Below are 17,088 nucleotides of genomic sequence, written 5' to 3'. Positions count from 1 at the left end.
GGGGATGTCCCGCTGTTATTGCAACAGCGGCGTGATCCGGCGCACGGCGGCGCGGCGGTTGGCGCGTTCGGCCGTATCCGTGCGGATCAGCAGATCCCCTTCGCCATAGCCCTGCAGAACCATGTTTTCCGGCGGCACGTCAAAGTACTCCGTCAGCGCCAGCGCCACGGACTCGGCCCGCCGGTCGGACAGCGCAAGGTTGAGCGCATAGCTGCCCACGGCATCGGTGTGCCCCTCGATCAGGAACACCTCTCCGGGATTGCGCGCTATGGCGTCCCGCATGACATTACCCAAAGCTGCCAGTTCCTCTGCTTCTTCGACCCGGATCGCGGCCGAGCCGGTCTCGAAGTTGATCGAGTCGACCGAGATCACCGGTACCAGCTTGCGCACGGCATCGATGTTGCGCACCTGCGCCAGTGAGAACCGCCGGTCGATGCCCCCGGCCTCCTGAGCGGCAAGGGCGCGGGCCAGTGCGTCCACCTCTGCATCGCGGTAATTGATGCGGTCGTCCTGACGAGGTTCGGGCAGGTCGCTGATCACAACTTCATCGCGCGGCTGCGTATCGTCGAACAGCACAACCTCTTGTCCATCCGGCAGGATACGCACGCGTCGCACGACACGGCCATCCGCCGCAAGGATCGTCTCGACCACCGTGCCGTCCTGATAGGTCAGGATATTGCGGGTCGATCCGTCCTCGAACCGCTGCGTCTGCACCTCTGCCCCGGGACGGCGCAACAGCACATCATCGTTGCGCAGCACGCGGAACTGTCCGTCCCGCTCCACCACCACGCGGTCGCCGCTGTTTGTCACCACGCGATCGTTCTGATCGAGGATTTCAGCGAGCGCCACGGCGCCAAGCCCCAGAAGCGCGACACCGGCGAGCCGTTTGGCGCGGTCGTTGTCATCGTCTCCATCGTCCTTGGCCTTCTTGGCTTTAGGCTCTTCGGTCCGCGCGACGTCGGTGGTGAAATCCTGATCCGAACGGCGCACATCCTCGGTGGTCACGACCTCGCTGGTCACGTCGCCATCGTCACGGTCTGCCCCGGCGGCCGCCACGGGGGCGTTCTGCTCCATGCGCTCGACGGCATCGGCCTGCGCCTGCGGGTCGGGGTCAGCAATCACAGCCGTTCCATCCGGCTCCTGCGCTTCAGGCTCAGGGTCAGGGGCCACTGCCGTTGCATCCGGCTGCTGCGCTTCGGGCTCAGGGTCAGGGGCCACAGCCGTCACATCCGGCTGCTGCGCTTGAGGCTCCGGGTCAGGGGCCACAGCCGTCGCATCCGGCTGCTGCGCTTCGGGTTCCGGGTCAGGGGCCGCAACGGTCGCATCCGGCTGCTGGGCTTCGGGCTCTGGGTCCGGCGCAACAGCCGTCGCATCCGGCTGCTGCGCTTCAGGCTCAGGGTCCGGGGCCTCAACCGTCGCATCCGGTTCCTGCGCTTCGGGCTCAGGGTCCGGCGCAACAGCCGTCGCATCCGGCTGCTGCGCTTCAGGCTCCGGATCAGGCGCCACTGCCGTCGCGTCCGGCTGCTGCGCCTCGGGCTCTGGGGCCACGGCCCCGGCCTGCGGATCCGGATCTGCGACAGGCTCAGCATCAAACAGGCCAAGCGTCCCTATCAGGTCCGGCTGCTCCAGAACCCGCTCCACGGCGGCACAGTCCCGCTCTCCGGGCAAAGGTCGTCCTTCGGAACACAGCTGCATCCATTCCTGAAGCTGCTTCAATTGATCCATCGGGATCAGCTGTGCCGGCACAGCGCCTGCGTCTCCACCATTGCCAAGGCCCTGAGCGTTCGCGCCCGCACCCAACGTCAGTGAGACAAGGCAGACCGAAAGTGTGAGTTTTCCCGTCGACTTCATTCTGTATTCCTTTCCTCCAGCCCCAAGGCTCTTGAAGATAGAACGCTTCAGCGGCGCAGTCGTTGCATTCCTCTGCGCCGCAAGCGCCGTTTCGCCGACGCCCCAGCCCGGGAACGGCAAAAACGCGCCCGCGGCTTTGGGCCAGCGGACGCGCTCCATTTCATCTCTGTGGCCTCAGGTCTCGCTGCTGCCCAGCAGGTCAGTGATGCGGCGCACAGCGGCGCGGCGATTAGCCTGTTCGGCGGCATCCGTCGGGATCAGCAACGCGCTTTCACCGTAGCCCTGCAGCACCATGTTCTCTGGCGGCACACCGAAATACTCGATCAGGGCAAGCGCCACCGATTCCGCCCGCCGATCCGACAGCGCGAGGTTATAGGCGTTGTCGCCACGCGCATCCGTGTGCCCCTCGATCAGGAACACCTCACGCGGGTTCAGCGCGATCGCCTCCAGCAAGGCCAGCCCCAGCGCCGAAAGCTCCTCGGCCTCTTCGGGGCGGATCGCGGCAGAGCCGCTGGCAAAGTGGATCGTGTCGATGTTCAGTTCCGGCACCAACTGGCGCACCGCGTCGATGTCGCGAACCTGCGACAGGGAATAGTTGCGGCCCGTGTCCACCACCAGCGTTTCGGACAGCGCCTCGTTCACGCCCTGCCCGTCAGAGTGATAGGCCACGACGGCGGCGCCGGTCATCTCGGGCAGGTCGTTGACGATCACCGGGTTGCTGTCGCCCGTATCGTCGAACAGCACCACCTCTGTCCCGTCCGGCTTGACCGTGGCGCGGCGCAGGACTCGGCCGTCGGGCGCCAGAATGGTCTCGACCTTCGATCCGTCCTTGTAGGCCATCACGTTGCGCGTCGATCCGTCCTTGAACTCAAAGGATTTCACTTCTGCTCCCGGACGGTTCAGCAGCACGTTGTCATTGCGCAGGACCCGCATCACGCCGTTGTTTTCGACCACCATGCGATCGCCGGTCTTGGTCACGACCCGGTCGCCCTTCTGCAGGACCTTTTCAAGATCGGCGCGGTTATAGTCGATGGTGCCGGGCAGCACCTTGGCCACCTCGCTGAAATCCTGCGAACTCAGGCGGATATCCTGCAGGTCGATGGTCTTGTCGGAGACCTTGACCGATCCGTTGGCGATCAGCCCGGCCCCGGCGGCCACAGCGGCCAACTTGCCCACGTCCCGAAGGTTCAGCAGATCCGCCTGCCGTTGGCTGGCGCCAAGGTCGACGATCCGGTCGGGCAGTTTCACGGTCGCGCCCGGCTTTGGAGCCACCTTGATCACGCCCCCCTGCCCGGCCAGTTGCTTGCGCAAGTCGTCGATCGACACCTTGCCGCCCGGGTTCACCACGATGGTGCCCGGCGTGGCAACCTTGCCGGGACGCGGCGCAGTCTTGAGACCCGGTGTCGCCACGGTCTTAGGGATCGTCACCCGGATCTTGCCGTCCTGGCCTTGTGTGATCACCCTTTTCAGATCGGGCACAACAACGGTCGGGGTCTTGTTGACCGGGCGCGTGACGATCTGCGGAGTGATCTGCTTTGGCACAACAACCTGCGGCGTGGTCTTGATCCGAGGGGTCACAACCTGAACCTTGGGCTGGACAAAGACCTTGGGGGCGGTCTGGACCTTGGGCACCTGCCGAACGACCGGCGCGGAGCGGATCGTCGGGGTCTGGACGGTCGGGGTCTTGCGGATCACGCGGCTTGTCGTGCCGCACTTGATACCCAAGGCGGGGTTGCACAACTGCTTGAGGTCAAAGCTCTGGGCGCTTGCGACACCCGGTGAAAGGGCGGCCATCACGCTGACGGCGGCGGTGGCAAGTAGAAGGCGCTTCATCTTCAATTCCTTTCCATCGTCAATTGGGACGGCATGTGAATTCCTGTCGTCACCGGGACGGGCGCTGTTGCAGCGACGCTGGCGGGAAAAGAATGAAGGGCGATCCGGCCCACCCCCGCGCGTCCCGTGACGTGGCGTGATGAGACGCCTTTTGCGCCACACGCTCAACGGAGGTATTCCCGACCCGGTCCAGGAACCGGGCGGAAGGGCGGTAAATTTTCAGTGAAACAAGGCGCGCGGCGGTCAGAGCAGGCGCATCAACCGTTCCTTTTCGCCCAGATCGTCGGGCCGCGAAATTGAATCGGCCAGATCCTCCAGCGAGGCGATGGAATGGCCCGCGCGAAAGCTGTCCACATGCGGCAGCATGGCCCGGATCCCGGTCGCCTTGGGCGCAAACCCGTCCCAGCGCAGCAGCGGATTCAGCCAGATCAGGCGGCGCGAGGACAGGTGCAACCGCTCCATCTCCTTTTCCAGCGCCGCCGCATCGTCACGGTCCAGCCCGTCGGTGATCAACAGCACCACCGCCCCCTGCCCCATGACCCGCCTAGACCAGTCGCGGTTGAAGTCATGCAGGCACTGGCCAATGCGCGTGCCACCTTCCCAGTCCTGCGCCTCGGCCCCCGCCGCCTTCAGCGCGGCGTCCACGTCGCGGGTCGCCAGATGGCGGGTGATGTTGGTCAGCCGGGTGCCAAAGGTAAAGGCATGCACCTTGGCCCAGCCCTGCCCCTTTTCATTGGCCACCGCGTGCAGGAAATGCAGCACCATGCGCGAATACTGCGACATGGACCCGGAAATATCGCAGAGCACCACCAGGTTCGGCCAGCGCGGCCGTTGTTTCGCCTTCTTGATCTCGTGGATTTCGCCGCCCTGACGCAGTGCGGCGCGGATCGTCCTGCGATAGGCAATCCGGTGCCCCTGCGCCGAGGCCATGCGCCGCCGCGACAGGATTGGTTTCACCGGCAGGGTCAGCCGCGACAGCATCCGCTTGGCCTGCGCAACCTCTTCTGTCGACATCTGCTCGAAATCCAGCGTGCGCAGCTTTTCCTCGGCGCTCATGGTCATCGAAGCATCGACTTCGATCTGCGTGCCCTCTTCCTGATCTTCCTGCTCGGGCATTTCCGGCATCTGGTCCGCCAGCAGGGCCTGCGCTGCCCGCTTTTCCGCCGCCACGGCAGAGCGGTCCTCCTGCACGCCTCGGATTGCGGGCAGCATCATCGACATCATGTGTTCCAGGAACCGGGGATCGCGCCAGTACAGGCGAAAGATCTGCGCAAAGACGATCCGGTGCTCGGGCCGGTTCACGAAACAGGCGTGCAGGGTCCAGTAGAAATCCATCCGCTCGGTGAAACCCGCCGCTTCGACCGCGCGGATGGCATCAATGACGCGGCCCGGCCCCACCGGCAGTCCTGCCCGGCGCAGCGCGCGGGCGAAATGGATGATGTTCTGCGCAAGACGCGGGTTCTCCGGGATCGTCAGCGGGGCGTATTCAGGCATGGGACACCCCGCTCAGGGACAGCGCGGCAAGGATAGCCGAAGCGGCCGCCTCCGGTGAAAGGGTCGTCACATCCACGCTCACCGCGCCTTCAGGCCGCAACAGCCTATGCGTCGCGCGCAGCTGATCCAAAACCGCCGGATCGGTCAGCTTGGACCCGCCTTCTCGCGCCGGGTCGACCAGTCTGCGGCGGTTTTCCTCCGCGTCGATCATCAGCGTGACCGCACACAATTCCGCCCCCCGTGCCTTGGCCAATTCCTGCGTCAGGCCAAACAACGCGCGATCCCCGTCACTGTCAGCCAGCGCATCGGTCACGATCAACGGCACATCCCCGGGCAAGTCACGCGCGGCGGCATGGATCACCCGCCGCACCTCTGCCCTCAGGGCGACAAATCCCGGCGTGCCGCGTTCGAACAGCGCGGCCGCAGGATCTATCATCAGGTGATTGTCGATCAACCGTCCGCCCAGCCTCCTTGCCAGAACCCGCCCGATGGTGGCCTTGCCGCAGCCGGCCCAACCGCAGATATGGATGACAGGGGCGCTCACGCCGCCTCGATGCTGGCCTTGGCCTCGTCGAGGATGCGCTTGGCCTCGGATCCCTCGATCTTCTGGATGTCATCCTGATATTTCAGGATCGCGCCCAGCGTATCACTGATCACCTCGGGCGACAGGTCAACCACGTCCAGCGCCAATAGGCACTTGGCCCAGTCGATGGTTTCGGCAACGCCCGGTTTCTTGAAGATATCCTCAGTCCGCAGCCCCTGCACAAAGGCCACGATCTGGCGGGACAGGGTTTCGGCCACCGCAGGTTCGCGGGCGTTCAGGATCTCCACTTCTCGGTCGAAGGACGGATAATCGACCCAGTGATACAGACACCGGCGTTTCAGCGCGTCATGCACCTCGCGCGTGCGGTTCGAGGTCAGGATCACGATGGGCGGTTCGGGGGCCTTGATGGTGCCGATCTCGGGGATGGTCACCTGAAAATCCGAAAGCGCCTCCAACAGGAACGCTTCGAACGGCTCATCGGTGCGGTCCAGCTCGTCGATCAGCAGTATCGGCGCACCGTTCTCATCGGGGCGCATTGCCTGCAACAGCGGGCGTTCGATCAGGTAATCAGGGCCAAAAAGTTCCGTCTGCAGGGCAGAACGGTCCGCACCGCCGCCCGCCTCTGCCGTCCGGATGGCGATCATCTGCGCCGGAAAGTTCCATTCATAGACCGCGCTGGAGGCATCCAGCCCCTCGTAACACTGCAGCCGGATCAGGCGGCGGTTGAGGCTTTTCGCCAGCGCCTTGGCGATCTCGGTCTTGCCGACGCCTGCCTCCCCTTCAAGGAACAGGGGCCGCCCAAGGCGCAAAGACAGGAACACGACCGTGGCAAGCGCCCGGCCACAGACATAGCCCGTGGAGCCCAGCGTTTCTTGAACCTCGTCGATCGAAGCAGGCAATGTCATGGCAATCCTCCTGACGCACCCTTCCCAAGCCCTACGAGGCCCGTCAATAGGACGGAAGTCACGCCCCCAACCTCTTGACGCGGGCACGGATTGACGGGGTGCTCACGGAATGTCATGATTCGCGGTATAAAAGCCGGGAAGATACCCGGCATCGAGGCAGTTGAGCGGACATGGCACAAAGCAAGGCGGGCGCCCCCGGGCGCATCACCGCCGTTACATGCGTCAAGAACGAAGGCCCGTTCCTGCTGGAATGGATCGCCTTCAACCGTCTGCTGGGCGTGACCGATTTTCTGTTCTACTCGAACGACTGCACCGATGGCACGGACGCGCTGCTGGATGAACTGGCGTCTGATGAACGCCCGGACACCGGCCGCGTGGTGCATCTGCCCAACCCCGCCGAGGGCCGAAATTACCAGATGGAGGCGCTCAAGGACGCCGCCCGGCAGCCCGTGGTGCAAGAGGCTGACTGGATCTGGGTTGCGGATGTCGATGAATTCCTGAACATCCACGTGGGCGATCACACGATCCCCGCGCTGATCGCGGCCTGCGGCGATCCGCAGGCCATTTCCGTCAGTTTCCAATTCTTTGCCAATGACGGTGTCCGCGACTATGTCGACCGCCCGGTGATCGCGCAGTTCACACGCTCGCACAATCCGGACATCTGGTGTTCGCAGATGGCGATCGAGGTCAAGACGCTGGTGCGCCGCGACTTCCCCTTGCAGTACTACGGCGCGCATCGCCCCTTCTTTCGCAAATCCCTGCCCGAGGAAAAGCGCCCCATCTGGACCGATGCCTCTGGCCGTCGGGTGCCGCCCAAGTTCCTGACCGCCGCCAACCCGCGCCGCATCCGCAAGTTTCCCGCCCCCGGCAGCCGCACTTTTGCCACGCTGAACCACTACGCCCTGCGCTCGCTCGACAGCTATCTGGTCAAGAATGACCGCGGCGACGTGAACCGTGAGGGACGGGTTTTCGACGATACCTACTGGCGTGAGCGCAACGACCCGGCGGTCGAGGATGCCTCGATCCTGCGCTATCAACCGCGCCTGTTGAACGCGCTGGACCGGCTGAAACAGGATGACCGGATCAACGCCCTGCACGGTGACTGCGTGCGCCTGCACCGCGAAAAGCGCAACGCCCTGATGGCGAACCCAGCCTATGCAGAGATGTATGACCATCTTGCCGGTCTGGACACCCTGCCCCCCGGTGAGGCCGAACTGGCGGAGGCGCTGGGATTATGAGCGCGCATCGCGTCAGACTGGTGAACCTCGGCCTGCCCAAGACGGGCACCACCACGCTGTGGCATGCCCTGAACGAAGGCGGCTGGCGGGCAGCGGATCACAAGGTGCGCCGCGTCCACGCCCGCGCGCCCGGCCTTGGCGGCACCTATATCGCGCGGCAGCTTTACAACGGGTATTTCGAGGGCGGCGATCCCTTTCTCCACCTCGACGGGCTGTATGATGCGCTGACCGAAATCAACGCGCTCAGCCCCTCTGCCGCGCTCTGGCCGCAGTGTGATTACGCCATGATAAAGGCGATGCGCCTGTCGCGTCCCAAGATGCTGTTCGTCGCCACGTGGCGGCCTGCGGCAGAGATTTCCGACAGCATGCGCCGCTGGGGCAACCTTGGGACAGACCGGCTGCCGGCCGGGCCGATCCCCGGTCTGCCCGCGGGATATGGCGCCAAGGATGACGAGAGGATCCGCTGGATCGAGGGGCACTACGCGATGCTGCGCGACCTCTTTGGCGACGATCCCCGCTATCTGGAACTGCCGGTCGGCGCAGCCGACGCACGCGAACGGCTGGAACAGCATGCCGGCATCAGCCTGCCCTGGTGGGGCAAGCTCAACGAGAACACCGGCGACAAGACATCGAGCAAGGATAACAAGGCCGAAACGGCACGAGGGGCAGCGTGACACGGATCATCCTACACATCGGGCCCGACGGCCCGTCGAGCGACCGGATACAGCGTATCCTCGATGCCAAACGCGAACGGCTGGCGGAGTCGGGTGCTCTCTTCGCGCGCAGCCCCGGCGGCAAGAACCACACGCGCCTTTTCATGGCCGTCACGGATCCCGACAGCCCCGATGTCCTGCGGTTCAACCGTGGCCTGTCCCTGCCGGACAAGCAGCAGGCGCTGCGCGAAGAGCTGGCCCATCAACTGCAACAAGAGGTGGCGCGGACAGATCCCGCCGTGCTGATCCTGTCGGCGCACCAACTGGGCAGCACGCTCAGCACCCGGTCAGAGCTGGAGCGGTTGCGGGCCCTGCTGACCCCGATTTCCGAGGATATCCAGATCGCCGCATGGGTCGATGAACCGGCCCGCGCCTTGGTGACGCGGTATGGCGCGCAGGTTCTGGATGGCCGCGCGCGGGCGCTGGACCTCGAACTCGGCCTTCTGGACGCGGACAGCTTCTGGGACGCGGCGTTGGAAACCCGCCTCGAAACCGCGCCCCTTTCCGGCCTCTATGCCGAGGTGCAGGGCGCCACGCACTGGCTGGACTACAAGCGCCTGCAATCGGAATGGGAGGCGGTGTTCGGCGCGGGCCGCGTTGCCCTGCATTCCATCGACCGCGACAGGCTCTATGGCGAGGACGCCGCGCAGATGCTTTGCGACGCATTCGGCATCGACGCACAGCGGATCGGCAAGGTCGAGGAAGAAGACCTGCCCCGTCTTCCCTCCGCCGCATGGCTGACCCGCTGCCGCCAGTTCAATGACGCCGTGCTGCGCCTGCTGGACCGGCAGGAGGTGATGCTGCCGCGACCGCTCTGGCGCAAGCTGCTGGCAGAGATTAAGGTGCCGGGTGCCCCGCTTCTGGCGGGCGCGCTGTCCGCCCTGTCGATGCGGTTCGAACAGGATATTGCCGACCTCTGCGCCCAACACCCCGGCATGACGCCAGAGGACATGGAGGCCGATCCGATCTGCGGCGACTGGGTCGAGGCCGACCCGACGCGCGGTTTCCGCGCCACCCAGTACCTGATGGCCTTCCGCTGGCGGATCGCGCAGGCCGACAAGGCGGAGCGCGAGAACAGGACCGCCGAGATTGCCGTGATGAACGGCGACGCCCTGCCCGAAGTGGATCATCCCCCCCTCTCCGAAGGTGGCGAAGACGCCCTGCCCCTGCAGGCAAAGAAGAATTTTGTCCGCCTGCACGGGTCTCCCTACGCCCCGCACAACCGCCTTGGCCGCGTGAACGAAGAGGAGCTTGCCGCCGCCTTTGCCCCGGCCCCGCCCCGCACATTGCCCAATGGATCGACCGGCAATGTCATCGTGGGCTGCATGAAGGACGAAGGCCCCTACATCCTCGAATGGGTGGCCTATCACCGCGCGGTCGGCTTCGACAACTTCCTGATCTACACCAACAATTGCTCTGACGGCACGGTTCAGATCCTCGACCGTCTGCAGGAACTCGGCATCCTTCAGCACCGCGACAACAACGGCTGGACCGGCAAATCGCCCCAACAACACGCGCTGGACGCCGCGCTGGAAGAGCCCGTCCTGCAGGACGCCGACTGGATCGCGCATATCGACGTGGATGAATTCGTCAACATCCGCTGCGGCAACGGCACGCTGGCGGATGTTTTCGAACGGGTGCCCGATGCCACCAACATGGCGATGACTTGGCGTCTGTTCGGCCATAACGGCGTGCGCCAGTTGGAGGACCGTTTTGTCATCGAGCAATTCGACACCTGCGCCCCGAAATACTGCCCCAAGCCGCACACCGTCTGGGGGTTCAAGACCCTGTTCCGCAACATCGGCGCCTACGAAAAGATCAGCTGCCACCGCCCGAACAAGCTGGCCGAAGGCTTTGAGGACAAGGTGAAATGGGTCAACGGATCGGGCCGCGACATGACCGATGCGGCCCTCCGCAACGGCTGGCGCAGTTCAAAGCGCACCATCGGCTATGACCTGATTCAACTGAACCACTACGCCCTGCGCTCGGCCGAAAGCTTTCTCATCAAGCGCCAGCGCGGCCGCGCCCTGCATGTGGATCGCAACATCGGGCTGAACTACTGGATCCGCATGGACTGGTCGGTACACCGCGACATCACCATCAAGCGCAACATCCCCCGCGTGCGGGCGGAATACGACAGGCTGATGGCGGACCCGATCCTGCGCGGCGCGCATCACAGCGCGCTGGAATGGCACCGCGCCAAGGCTGCCGAACTGCATGGCCTGCCCGAATTCGCTGACCTGTACCGGCAGGCATTGGCCCTTGAACTGACAGAGACCGAGCGGGTGGCCTATGCCCTCGCGCTCGACATGGAGAACTGACGATGGACGGCAGCGATACCGCGACCCGTGACCCCTATCTGTATTCGCGCGGCCTGAAGATCCCCAAGAACCCGCAAATCACACGCGGACGCGTCCGCGCGGCGCTGAAACAGGACATCTATGAGCGCAAGGAATGCGACGCGGTCATGCGCATCGTGCGCCCCGGCGACCGGGTGCTCGAACTGGGGGGCGGCATCGGTTACATGTCGACGCTGCTGTCGGTGAAGAAAAAGGTCAGCCGCGTGGTCAGCTATGAGGCGAACCCGGCCCTGATCCCCTACATCCGCTCCATGCATGAGGCGAATGAGGTCACCAACGTCGACCTGCGCAATGCACTGCTGTCGCCGGAACTGGGCGATCCGGTGCCCTTCTACGTGCGCAAGAACTTCCTCGCCTCCTCGATGGATCGCGACGCGGACCCCGACAGCGTGATCGAAGAGGTGCAGATCATGCAGCACGCCATCGGCCCGGTCATCGCAGAAGAACAGCCCGATGTGCTGGTCTGCGACATCGAAGGGGCAGAGGCGCATCTTTTGTCCGCCGGGGACTGGTCCGGCCTGCGGGCGGCAGTGATCGAACTGCATCCGCAGTGGATCGGCCAATCCGGTGTTCAGGCGGTCTTTGACGCCATGCAGCGCGCCGGTCTGACCTATTTCCCCAAGGCCTCCGAGGCCAAGGTGGTGACCTTCCGCAAGGGCTGGTGATGAACACGGACGGCTTTGCGGCAATCCCACATACACGCGCGGGCCCCCGCCAATGAAGATCACAGCCGTTCTCTGCGTCCGCAATGAGGGCGCCTTTCTGCTCGACTGGCTTGCGCATCACCTTGCCTGCGGGATCACCCATGTGGTCGCCCTGTCGAACGATTGTCAGGACGGCACCGATGCGATGCTGGACCGGCTGGCGCAGATCGCCCCCGTGACCCATATCCGCAACGATGGCCCCTACGACGATCGCGGCATCCAGTTCACCGCGCTGAAACGGGCCGATCAGACACCACAGGTGCAAGAGGCCGACTGGCTGCTGCCGCTGGACGTGGATGAATTCGTCAATGTCCATGCCGGCGATCGCACCCTGCCCGCCCTGATCGCCACGTTGCCAGAGGCCACCGCCATCACCCTGACATGGCGGCTGTTCGGCAATGCGGGCGTCACCCGCTACATCGACACCCCGATCCCGCAGCAATTCACCCGCGCGGCCCCCGTCATCATGCACTGGCCGTGGCGCGCGGCCATGTTCAAGACGCTGTTTCGCAACGACGGCACCTATGGAAAACTGGGCGTGCACCGGCCCCGCGCCCCGAACGCGGCGCGGCTGAATCAGGCGCGCTGGTTCGACGGGGAAGGCCGCGAATTGGACGCCCAATTCCACAAGCGGCGGATCTTTTCCCCCTATGGCCGGTCAAACTATGCCCTTGCCCAACTGAACCACTACGCGCTCGGCGCGATGGAAAGCTATGTGCTGAAGGCGGATCGCGGCCGTGCCGTCCACGCCGACCATGCGCTTGGCATGGATTATTGGGTCGAGCGGAACTGGAACATCGACGAAGACACCAGCATCCTCGCGCTGCACAGCTCAGGCCGCCGCGCCGAACTGGGGGCCGATCCGGTTCTGGCGGACCTGCACAGCCGGGCCGTCGCATGGCGCAAGGCGCGTTTCGACGAACTCTTGGCGCAGGAGCCTTACCGCGCGCTCTTTGCCCGGCTGTTGATGACGCCGCCATCGCAACCCGTGCCGATCCGCGCCGCCCGCTTTCTGGCCGCGCACGCCACCCGCGCCCGCCAAACCGAGGACTGACCTACTCTTGCCGTGGTCAAATCAGGGGCATTGACCGCCGCCCCATCTTATTGTCACCCGGTCACCACATTTTCGCCCGAAATCGCCGCGATTGTTTCCATTGAATCCGCTTCAAATGCGCGGCAGTCAGGACATTCGGGCATGGCATCGCAAACCGAAACCTTTACCCCCGACCTCAGCAGCCTTTCGCGCAGCGAATGGCTGGGCGCGTTGCGTCGGATCGGTGAGGAATACGGGTTCGCAGAGCCACTGGGCAAACATCACGCCGCCATTTTTGTCGAAGAAGGCGATACGCTGCTGGTCGGGTTCGAAACCATGTCCGGCATCGAAAGCCTCTCCCCGACGCGCACCCCCATCGGTTTCGACATGGTCGGCGCGACGGGCTGGTCCTCGCTGTCCTTGCTGAGCCACGGCGACACGTGGTTCCGCGCCCCCCAAGTCTACGAATTCTTCGACCAACTGATCGACGACGGCTTTTTCGACGAATTCGACACCGTGGTGTTCTACGGCGCGGGCCCCTGCGGGTATGCCGCCGCCACCTATTCCGTCGCCGCCCCCGGCGCGCGGGTGCTGGTCCTGCAGCCGCAGGCCACGCTGGATCCGCGCATCGCCGAATGGGACGACCGCTTTACCGAGGAACGCCGCCGAGACTTCACCTCCCGCTACGGCTTCGCCCCGGAAATGCTGGAGGCGGCGGATCGCGCCTATCTGCTCTATGACCCACGCGAACGTCTGGACGCCATGCATTCGGCGCTCTTCGCGCGGCCCAACGTAGACCGTTTCCGCATGCCCTTCATGGGCGGCAGCCTGCAATCGGACCTGCGGACGCTGGAACTGTTGCCCGACCTCCTGACCGCCACCGCCGAGGGACGTCTGGACACCGCCACCTTTGCCCGGATGCTGCGCGCCCGCCGCGACCACCTGCCGTACCTGCGCCACCTGCTGATGCGTCTGGATGCGGATGGACGCAGCGGACTTGCCCGGATCCTTTGTCAGCACGTCGTCTCCCGGATGAATGCGCCGCGTTTTCGCCGCCGCCTGAGCCAGTTGGAGGCACAGGACGACAGGACGACGCCTGAGGCTGGCGCGCGGTGACGCCGCGTGCTAACCGCTCTGCCATGAACACGCTGACACTCCGCCGCCCCGACGACTGGCATCTTCACCTGCGCGATGGCGCCATGCTGCAGGACATCGCGCCCGAAAGCGCCCGCCATTTCGCCCGTGCCATCATCATGCCCAATCTCGTGCCGCCGGTCGTGACCGGCGCAGAGGCCGCCGCCTACCGCGACCGCATCCTGGCCGCCCTGCCCGAGGGCGCGGATTTCACGCCGCTGATGACGCTCTACCTGACCGAAGAAACCGATCCGGCGGACGTTGTGCAGGCGCACAAGGACGGCATCATCACCTCGGTCAAGCTGTACCCGGCGGGGGCCACCACCAATTCCGCCTCCGGTGTGCGCGATTTCGACAAGGTGCGCGGCACGCTGGACGCCATGGCAGAGGCGGGCATCCCCCTTTGCGTGCATGGCGAAGTGGTCGACAGCGACATCGACATCTTTGACCGCGAGGCCGTGTTCATCGACCGCGTTCTGGATCCGCTGCGCCGCCGCACCCCCGGCCTGCGCGTGGTGATGGAACATATCACCACCAAACAGGGCGTGGATTACGCCGGCTCCGGCGGCCCGGACCTTGGCGCGACGATCACCGCGCATCACCTTGTGATCAACCGCAACGCCATCCTCGTGGGCGGGATCAAGCCGCATTACTACTGCCTGCCCGTCGCCAAGCGCGAAGAGCACCGCCTTGCCCTGCGCGCCGCCGCCACCTCTGGCGCGCCCTGCTATTTCCTTGGCACCGACAGCGCGCCGCACACCGACCCGCTCAAGGAAAACGCCTGCGGCTGCGCGGGATGTTTCACCGCCACCAACACCCTGTCGATCCTCGCCGAAGTCTTCGAGCAGGAAAACGCGCTGGAAAAGCTGGAGGCCTTCGCCTCGCTCAACGGGCCGAATTTCTACCGCCTGCCGCCGAACGAAGCCTCCATCACCCTGACCAAGGGTGATCCGGTCAGCTACCCGGCCAAGATCGACACGGGCGACGGCCCCGTCACTGTCTTCGATCCGATGATGCCGCTGCACTGGCGCGTGGCGGACTGAGCGCGGAGGGCGCGGTGTACAGGCCGACTGGAATGCCCAGCAGGCCCGCCGGGACCGTCAGCGGGGTCATGCGCGGCGAGTTCTCCTCGATCCGGCCATGCATCGTCTCGATGGTCAGGTCCGGCGCCAGCGCCAATAACGCATCTCGCGCCTGCCACGCCTCCTCCATCCGGCCAAGCTGCGCCAGCGCCAGCGCGCGATAAAGCAAAACATCGACGTTTTCGGGGGCCTCGGCGAAGATTTCCAGGGCGCGCTCATACTCACCCGAGGCAAAGGCCGCGATGCCGTGCCCGATATTGTACCAGACCGGCGCCGAGGGGTTCAGCGCGGCGGCACGTTCGGCCCAGGCCAGTGGTTCGGGGCCGAAGATCCCCACCGTGGTCGATATCCATCCCGCGATTAGCAGCACGTCGGCATCGTTCGGTGCCACCTCCAGCGCGTGCCGCAGGTGTTGCTCGCCGCGCGCGCGGTCGTCGAGGATCCGCGTGGCGACCGTGGCCATGCGCCAGTTCACGGTCGGGTCATGTGGGTCCATCTCGTAGGCCCTGAGTGCCGTCACGAGTTCGCGCGCGCGCAGGTGCTGGATCTCCGAGGCCGGGGCGATGTCGGCCTTGAAGGCCAGCACCAGCGACAGCGTCGCCCAGGCCTGGGCATAATTCGGGTCCAGCTCGACCGCCCGCCGCAGGTAAACCAGCGCGTTGTCATATCCTTCCTCAGTGAACTTGTGCTTTTCGTCCGAGCCCAGCAGGAAATTCTCGAAGGCGTCCAGATCGCTGGTCGGCCGCTTGCGCGCCCGCGCCTTGCCGTATTCCGCCAGCGTGCCGCTGTAGACTGAGCTGAACTGCGCGTCGATCGCGGTAACGATCTCGTCCTGGATGTCGAACAGGTGGTCCGCCGGGCGATCCCACCGCCCGGTCCACAACACGCGCGCAGTCGCGTCGTCGCGCAGGGCGGCATGAACCCGCAGCGCATCGCCCTCGGCCTGGATACTGCCGTCCAGCACGAAACGCACGCCCAGGTGCCGGCCCACCTGCGCTTCGGGCAGGTCCCGCGCCGTCTCGGCCGAGGCCGGAGCGGTCACATAGAGCCATGAGTTCCGCGCGAGGGTGCCGGCGATCTCGGCCGACAGCCCGGTTCCCAGACGCGCCCATTTCGGATCGCCATCCAACGACACGAACGGAATCACCGCAATCGACGGCGGGATCGACAGCACCGCCCCGCGCGGCCGGATCAGGATCAGCCCAACCACGGCCAAGGCGACCATGACCACAAGGGCCGTCGCAGCAACCCGCAGACCAGGCCGACGCTTGCCCAGCCTGCGGTTTACCGCACCCCCAACAGTCCCATGCGACCGGATCAGCCGGTAGCCCCGGCGCGGCACAGTCTTCAGTTCCAGCCCGGGGTGATCCGCCAGCGCGCGCCGCAGGTCCGACACCACCTGATACAGCGAATTCTCGGACACGTGCGTGTCGGGCCAGACGGCATCCATCAGGTCCGCCTTGCTGACAGTCTCACCTTCACGGGCCTGCAGGTAGGTCAACAAAGCCGCGGCGTTCGCGCGCAAACCGCCAAGATCAGCGATCTGGTCCGAGGTCGCTTTGGCGTGGTCTGAATTCCTTTGGGCGGCAATGGAATCGGGCAAAATGGATCCCCCCGGTTCAAAATAGCAGAGAATCGGGAATTTTCAGAACTATTCAGACCCGTTTCAGGACTCCCATAACGCCCGGCCATACCTTTCTCGCATTTGTAAAGGGAGACATTGGTCGTGGAAATCCTGATAGACGCATTGCTCGCCTGGATCGGCGAGAACACGGAATATGACGTAACAGACTTGCCAACCCCCATCGTACAAACGCTGACGCCGCAGGAACTGACGCAAGAGTATTACAGCGGCGTCGCCCACCTGATGCCCGATGACGGCGTGGATGAACGCCTGAATGCGCTGTTCTCGCGGGAGGATGGCAGGGACGGCACGATCTTCATGCTGGGCGCGGTCCATATCGACGGCGCGTCAGAATTCGACCATCCCACCGACAACCCGCTGTTCCGGGAAATCCTGCTGCATGAACTGGTGCATTACGTGCAATGGAAAAGCGGCGCCTCGGATAGCTGGGAGTGTCTCGCCATGGGAGAGCCGGAGGCCTACCTGCTTGGCGGTCGCTACCTGCGGCAGACCCGCACCACCGATCCGCTGCCCAACCGCATGTTCTGGGGCCGGATCTACGCACGCTGCTGA

General features: G+C 64.9%; 14 protein-coding genes. 8 read left to right on the top strand and 6 right to left on the bottom strand.

The window, feature by feature from the left end; translation table 11 throughout:
• Positions 1–15 precede the first annotated feature (15 nt).
• From ACTXGA_RS03225 to ACTXGA_RS03205, 5 genes are all read right to left on the bottom strand, one after another.
• Positions 16–1,851: an OmpA family protein gene (locus tag ACTXGA_RS03225; protein WP_443391688.1), complete on the bottom strand. Its 1,836-nt coding sequence runs from the start codon at positions 1,849–1,851 to the stop codon at positions 16–18.
• Between the two features lie 174 nt (positions 1,852–2,025).
• On the bottom strand, positions 2,026–3,684 hold the full coding sequence (locus tag ACTXGA_RS03220) for an OmpA family protein (RefSeq protein WP_443391687.1): 1,659 nt from the start codon (positions 3,682–3,684) through the stop codon (positions 2,026–2,028).
• Between the two features lie 243 nt (positions 3,685–3,927).
• Positions 3,928–5,178 carry a vWA domain-containing protein gene (locus ACTXGA_RS03215; protein WP_443391686.1) on the bottom strand — a complete coding sequence of 417 codons (1,251 nt, stop codon included), beginning with the start codon at positions 5,176–5,178 and terminating at the stop codon, positions 3,928–3,930.
• Positions 5,171–5,722: a P-loop nucleotide/nucleoside kinase family protein gene (locus ACTXGA_RS03210; protein ID WP_443391685.1), complete on the bottom strand. Its 552-nt coding sequence runs from the start codon at positions 5,720–5,722 to the stop codon at positions 5,171–5,173. Before ACTXGA_RS03210 ends, ACTXGA_RS03215 begins: the two co-directional genes overlap by 8 nt.
• Positions 5,719–6,627, bottom strand: coding sequence for an AAA family ATPase (locus ACTXGA_RS03205; RefSeq protein WP_443391684.1), 909 nt, complete (start codon positions 6,625–6,627; stop codon positions 5,719–5,721). Before ACTXGA_RS03205 ends, ACTXGA_RS03210 begins: the two co-directional genes overlap by 4 nt.
• A gap of 170 nt (positions 6,628–6,797) precedes the next feature.
• Between ACTXGA_RS03205 and ACTXGA_RS03200 the strand changes: the two genes are divergently transcribed.
• From ACTXGA_RS03200 to pyrC, 7 genes are all read left to right on the top strand, one after another.
• On the top strand, positions 6,798–7,865 hold the full coding sequence (locus tag ACTXGA_RS03200; RefSeq protein ID WP_443391683.1) for a glycosyltransferase family 2 protein: 1,068 nt from the start codon (positions 6,798–6,800) through the stop codon (positions 7,863–7,865).
• Positions 7,862–8,539, top strand: coding sequence for a sulfotransferase family protein (locus tag ACTXGA_RS03195; RefSeq protein ID WP_443391682.1), 678 nt, complete (start codon positions 7,862–7,864; stop codon positions 8,537–8,539). Before ACTXGA_RS03200 ends, ACTXGA_RS03195 begins: the two co-directional genes overlap by 4 nt.
• Complete coding sequence (locus tag ACTXGA_RS03190) at positions 8,536–10,899, top strand: glycosyltransferase family 2 protein (RefSeq protein WP_443391681.1); 2,364 nt, start codon at positions 8,536–8,538, stop codon at positions 10,897–10,899. Before ACTXGA_RS03195 ends, ACTXGA_RS03190 begins: the two co-directional genes overlap by 4 nt.
• Positions 10,900–10,901: 2 nt before the next feature.
• Positions 10,902–11,603 carry an FkbM family methyltransferase gene (locus ACTXGA_RS03185; protein WP_443391680.1) on the top strand — a complete coding sequence of 234 codons (702 nt, stop codon included), beginning with the start codon at positions 10,902–10,904 and terminating at the stop codon, positions 11,601–11,603.
• A gap of 52 nt (positions 11,604–11,655) precedes the next feature.
• The gene (locus ACTXGA_RS03180) at positions 11,656–12,696 is read left to right on the top strand and encodes a glycosyltransferase family 2 protein (protein WP_443391679.1); all 1,041 of its coding nucleotides are present in this window, start codon (positions 11,656–11,658) and stop codon (positions 12,694–12,696) included.
• 141 nt (positions 12,697–12,837) lie between these two features.
• The gene (locus ACTXGA_RS03175; protein WP_443391678.1) at positions 12,838–13,791 is read left to right on the top strand and encodes a phosphoadenosine phosphosulfate reductase; all 954 of its coding nucleotides are present in this window, start codon (positions 12,838–12,840) and stop codon (positions 13,789–13,791) included.
• 23 nt (positions 13,792–13,814) lie between these two features.
• Positions 13,815–14,852 (top strand): dihydroorotase, encoded by a 1,038-nt coding sequence (gene pyrC, locus ACTXGA_RS03170; RefSeq protein WP_443392027.1) that lies wholly within the window; start codon positions 13,815–13,817, stop codon positions 14,850–14,852.
• Here pyrC and ACTXGA_RS03165 read toward each other — a convergent pair.
• On the bottom strand, positions 14,803–16,494 hold the full coding sequence (locus tag ACTXGA_RS03165) for a winged helix-turn-helix domain-containing tetratricopeptide repeat protein (protein ID WP_443391677.1): 1,692 nt from the start codon (positions 16,492–16,494) through the stop codon (positions 14,803–14,805). The two genes, pyrC and ACTXGA_RS03165, sit on opposite strands and share 50 nt — an antisense overlap.
• Positions 16,495–16,617: 123 nt before the next feature.
• On the opposite strand from ACTXGA_RS03165, the gene ACTXGA_RS03160 reads away from it, so the two are divergent.
• Positions 16,618–17,088, top strand: coding sequence for a hypothetical protein (locus ACTXGA_RS03160; protein ID WP_443391676.1), 471 nt, complete (start codon positions 16,618–16,620; stop codon positions 17,086–17,088).

Source organism: Antarctobacter jejuensis (assembly GCF_052266595.1).
Taxonomy (GTDB): Bacteria; Pseudomonadota; Alphaproteobacteria; order Rhodobacterales; family Rhodobacteraceae; genus Antarctobacter; species Antarctobacter jejuensis.
This window is presented reverse-complemented; position numbering and strand designations above follow the sequence as displayed.

Coding starts and splice junctions, on each gene's coding strand:
- ACTXGA_RS03215 (WP_443391686.1), bottom strand. CDS start 5,178: ATGCCTGAATACGCCCCGCTGACGATCCCGGAGAACCCGCGTCTTGCG.
- pyrC (WP_443392027.1), top strand. CDS start 13,815: ATGAACACGCTGACACTCCGCCGCCCCGACGACTGGCATCTTCACCTG.
- ACTXGA_RS03180 (WP_443391679.1), top strand. CDS start 11,656: ATGAAGATCACAGCCGTTCTCTGCGTCCGCAATGAGGGCGCCTTTCTG.
- ACTXGA_RS03175 (WP_443391678.1), top strand. CDS start 12,838: ATGGCATCGCAAACCGAAACCTTTACCCCCGACCTCAGCAGCCTTTCG.
- ACTXGA_RS03185 (WP_443391680.1), top strand. CDS start 10,902: ATGGACGGCAGCGATACCGCGACCCGTGACCCCTATCTGTATTCGCGC.
- ACTXGA_RS03200 (WP_443391683.1), top strand. CDS start 6,798: ATGGCACAAAGCAAGGCGGGCGCCCCCGGGCGCATCACCGCCGTTACA.
- ACTXGA_RS03220 (WP_443391687.1), bottom strand. CDS start 3,684: ATGAAGCGCCTTCTACTTGCCACCGCCGCCGTCAGCGTGATGGCCGCC.
- ACTXGA_RS03195 (WP_443391682.1), top strand. CDS start 7,862: ATGAGCGCGCATCGCGTCAGACTGGTGAACCTCGGCCTGCCCAAGACG.
- ACTXGA_RS03205 (WP_443391684.1), bottom strand. CDS start 6,627: ATGACATTGCCTGCTTCGATCGACGAGGTTCAAGAAACGCTGGGCTCC.
- ACTXGA_RS03225 (WP_443391688.1), bottom strand. CDS start 1,851: ATGAAGTCGACGGGAAAACTCACACTTTCGGTCTGCCTTGTCTCACTG.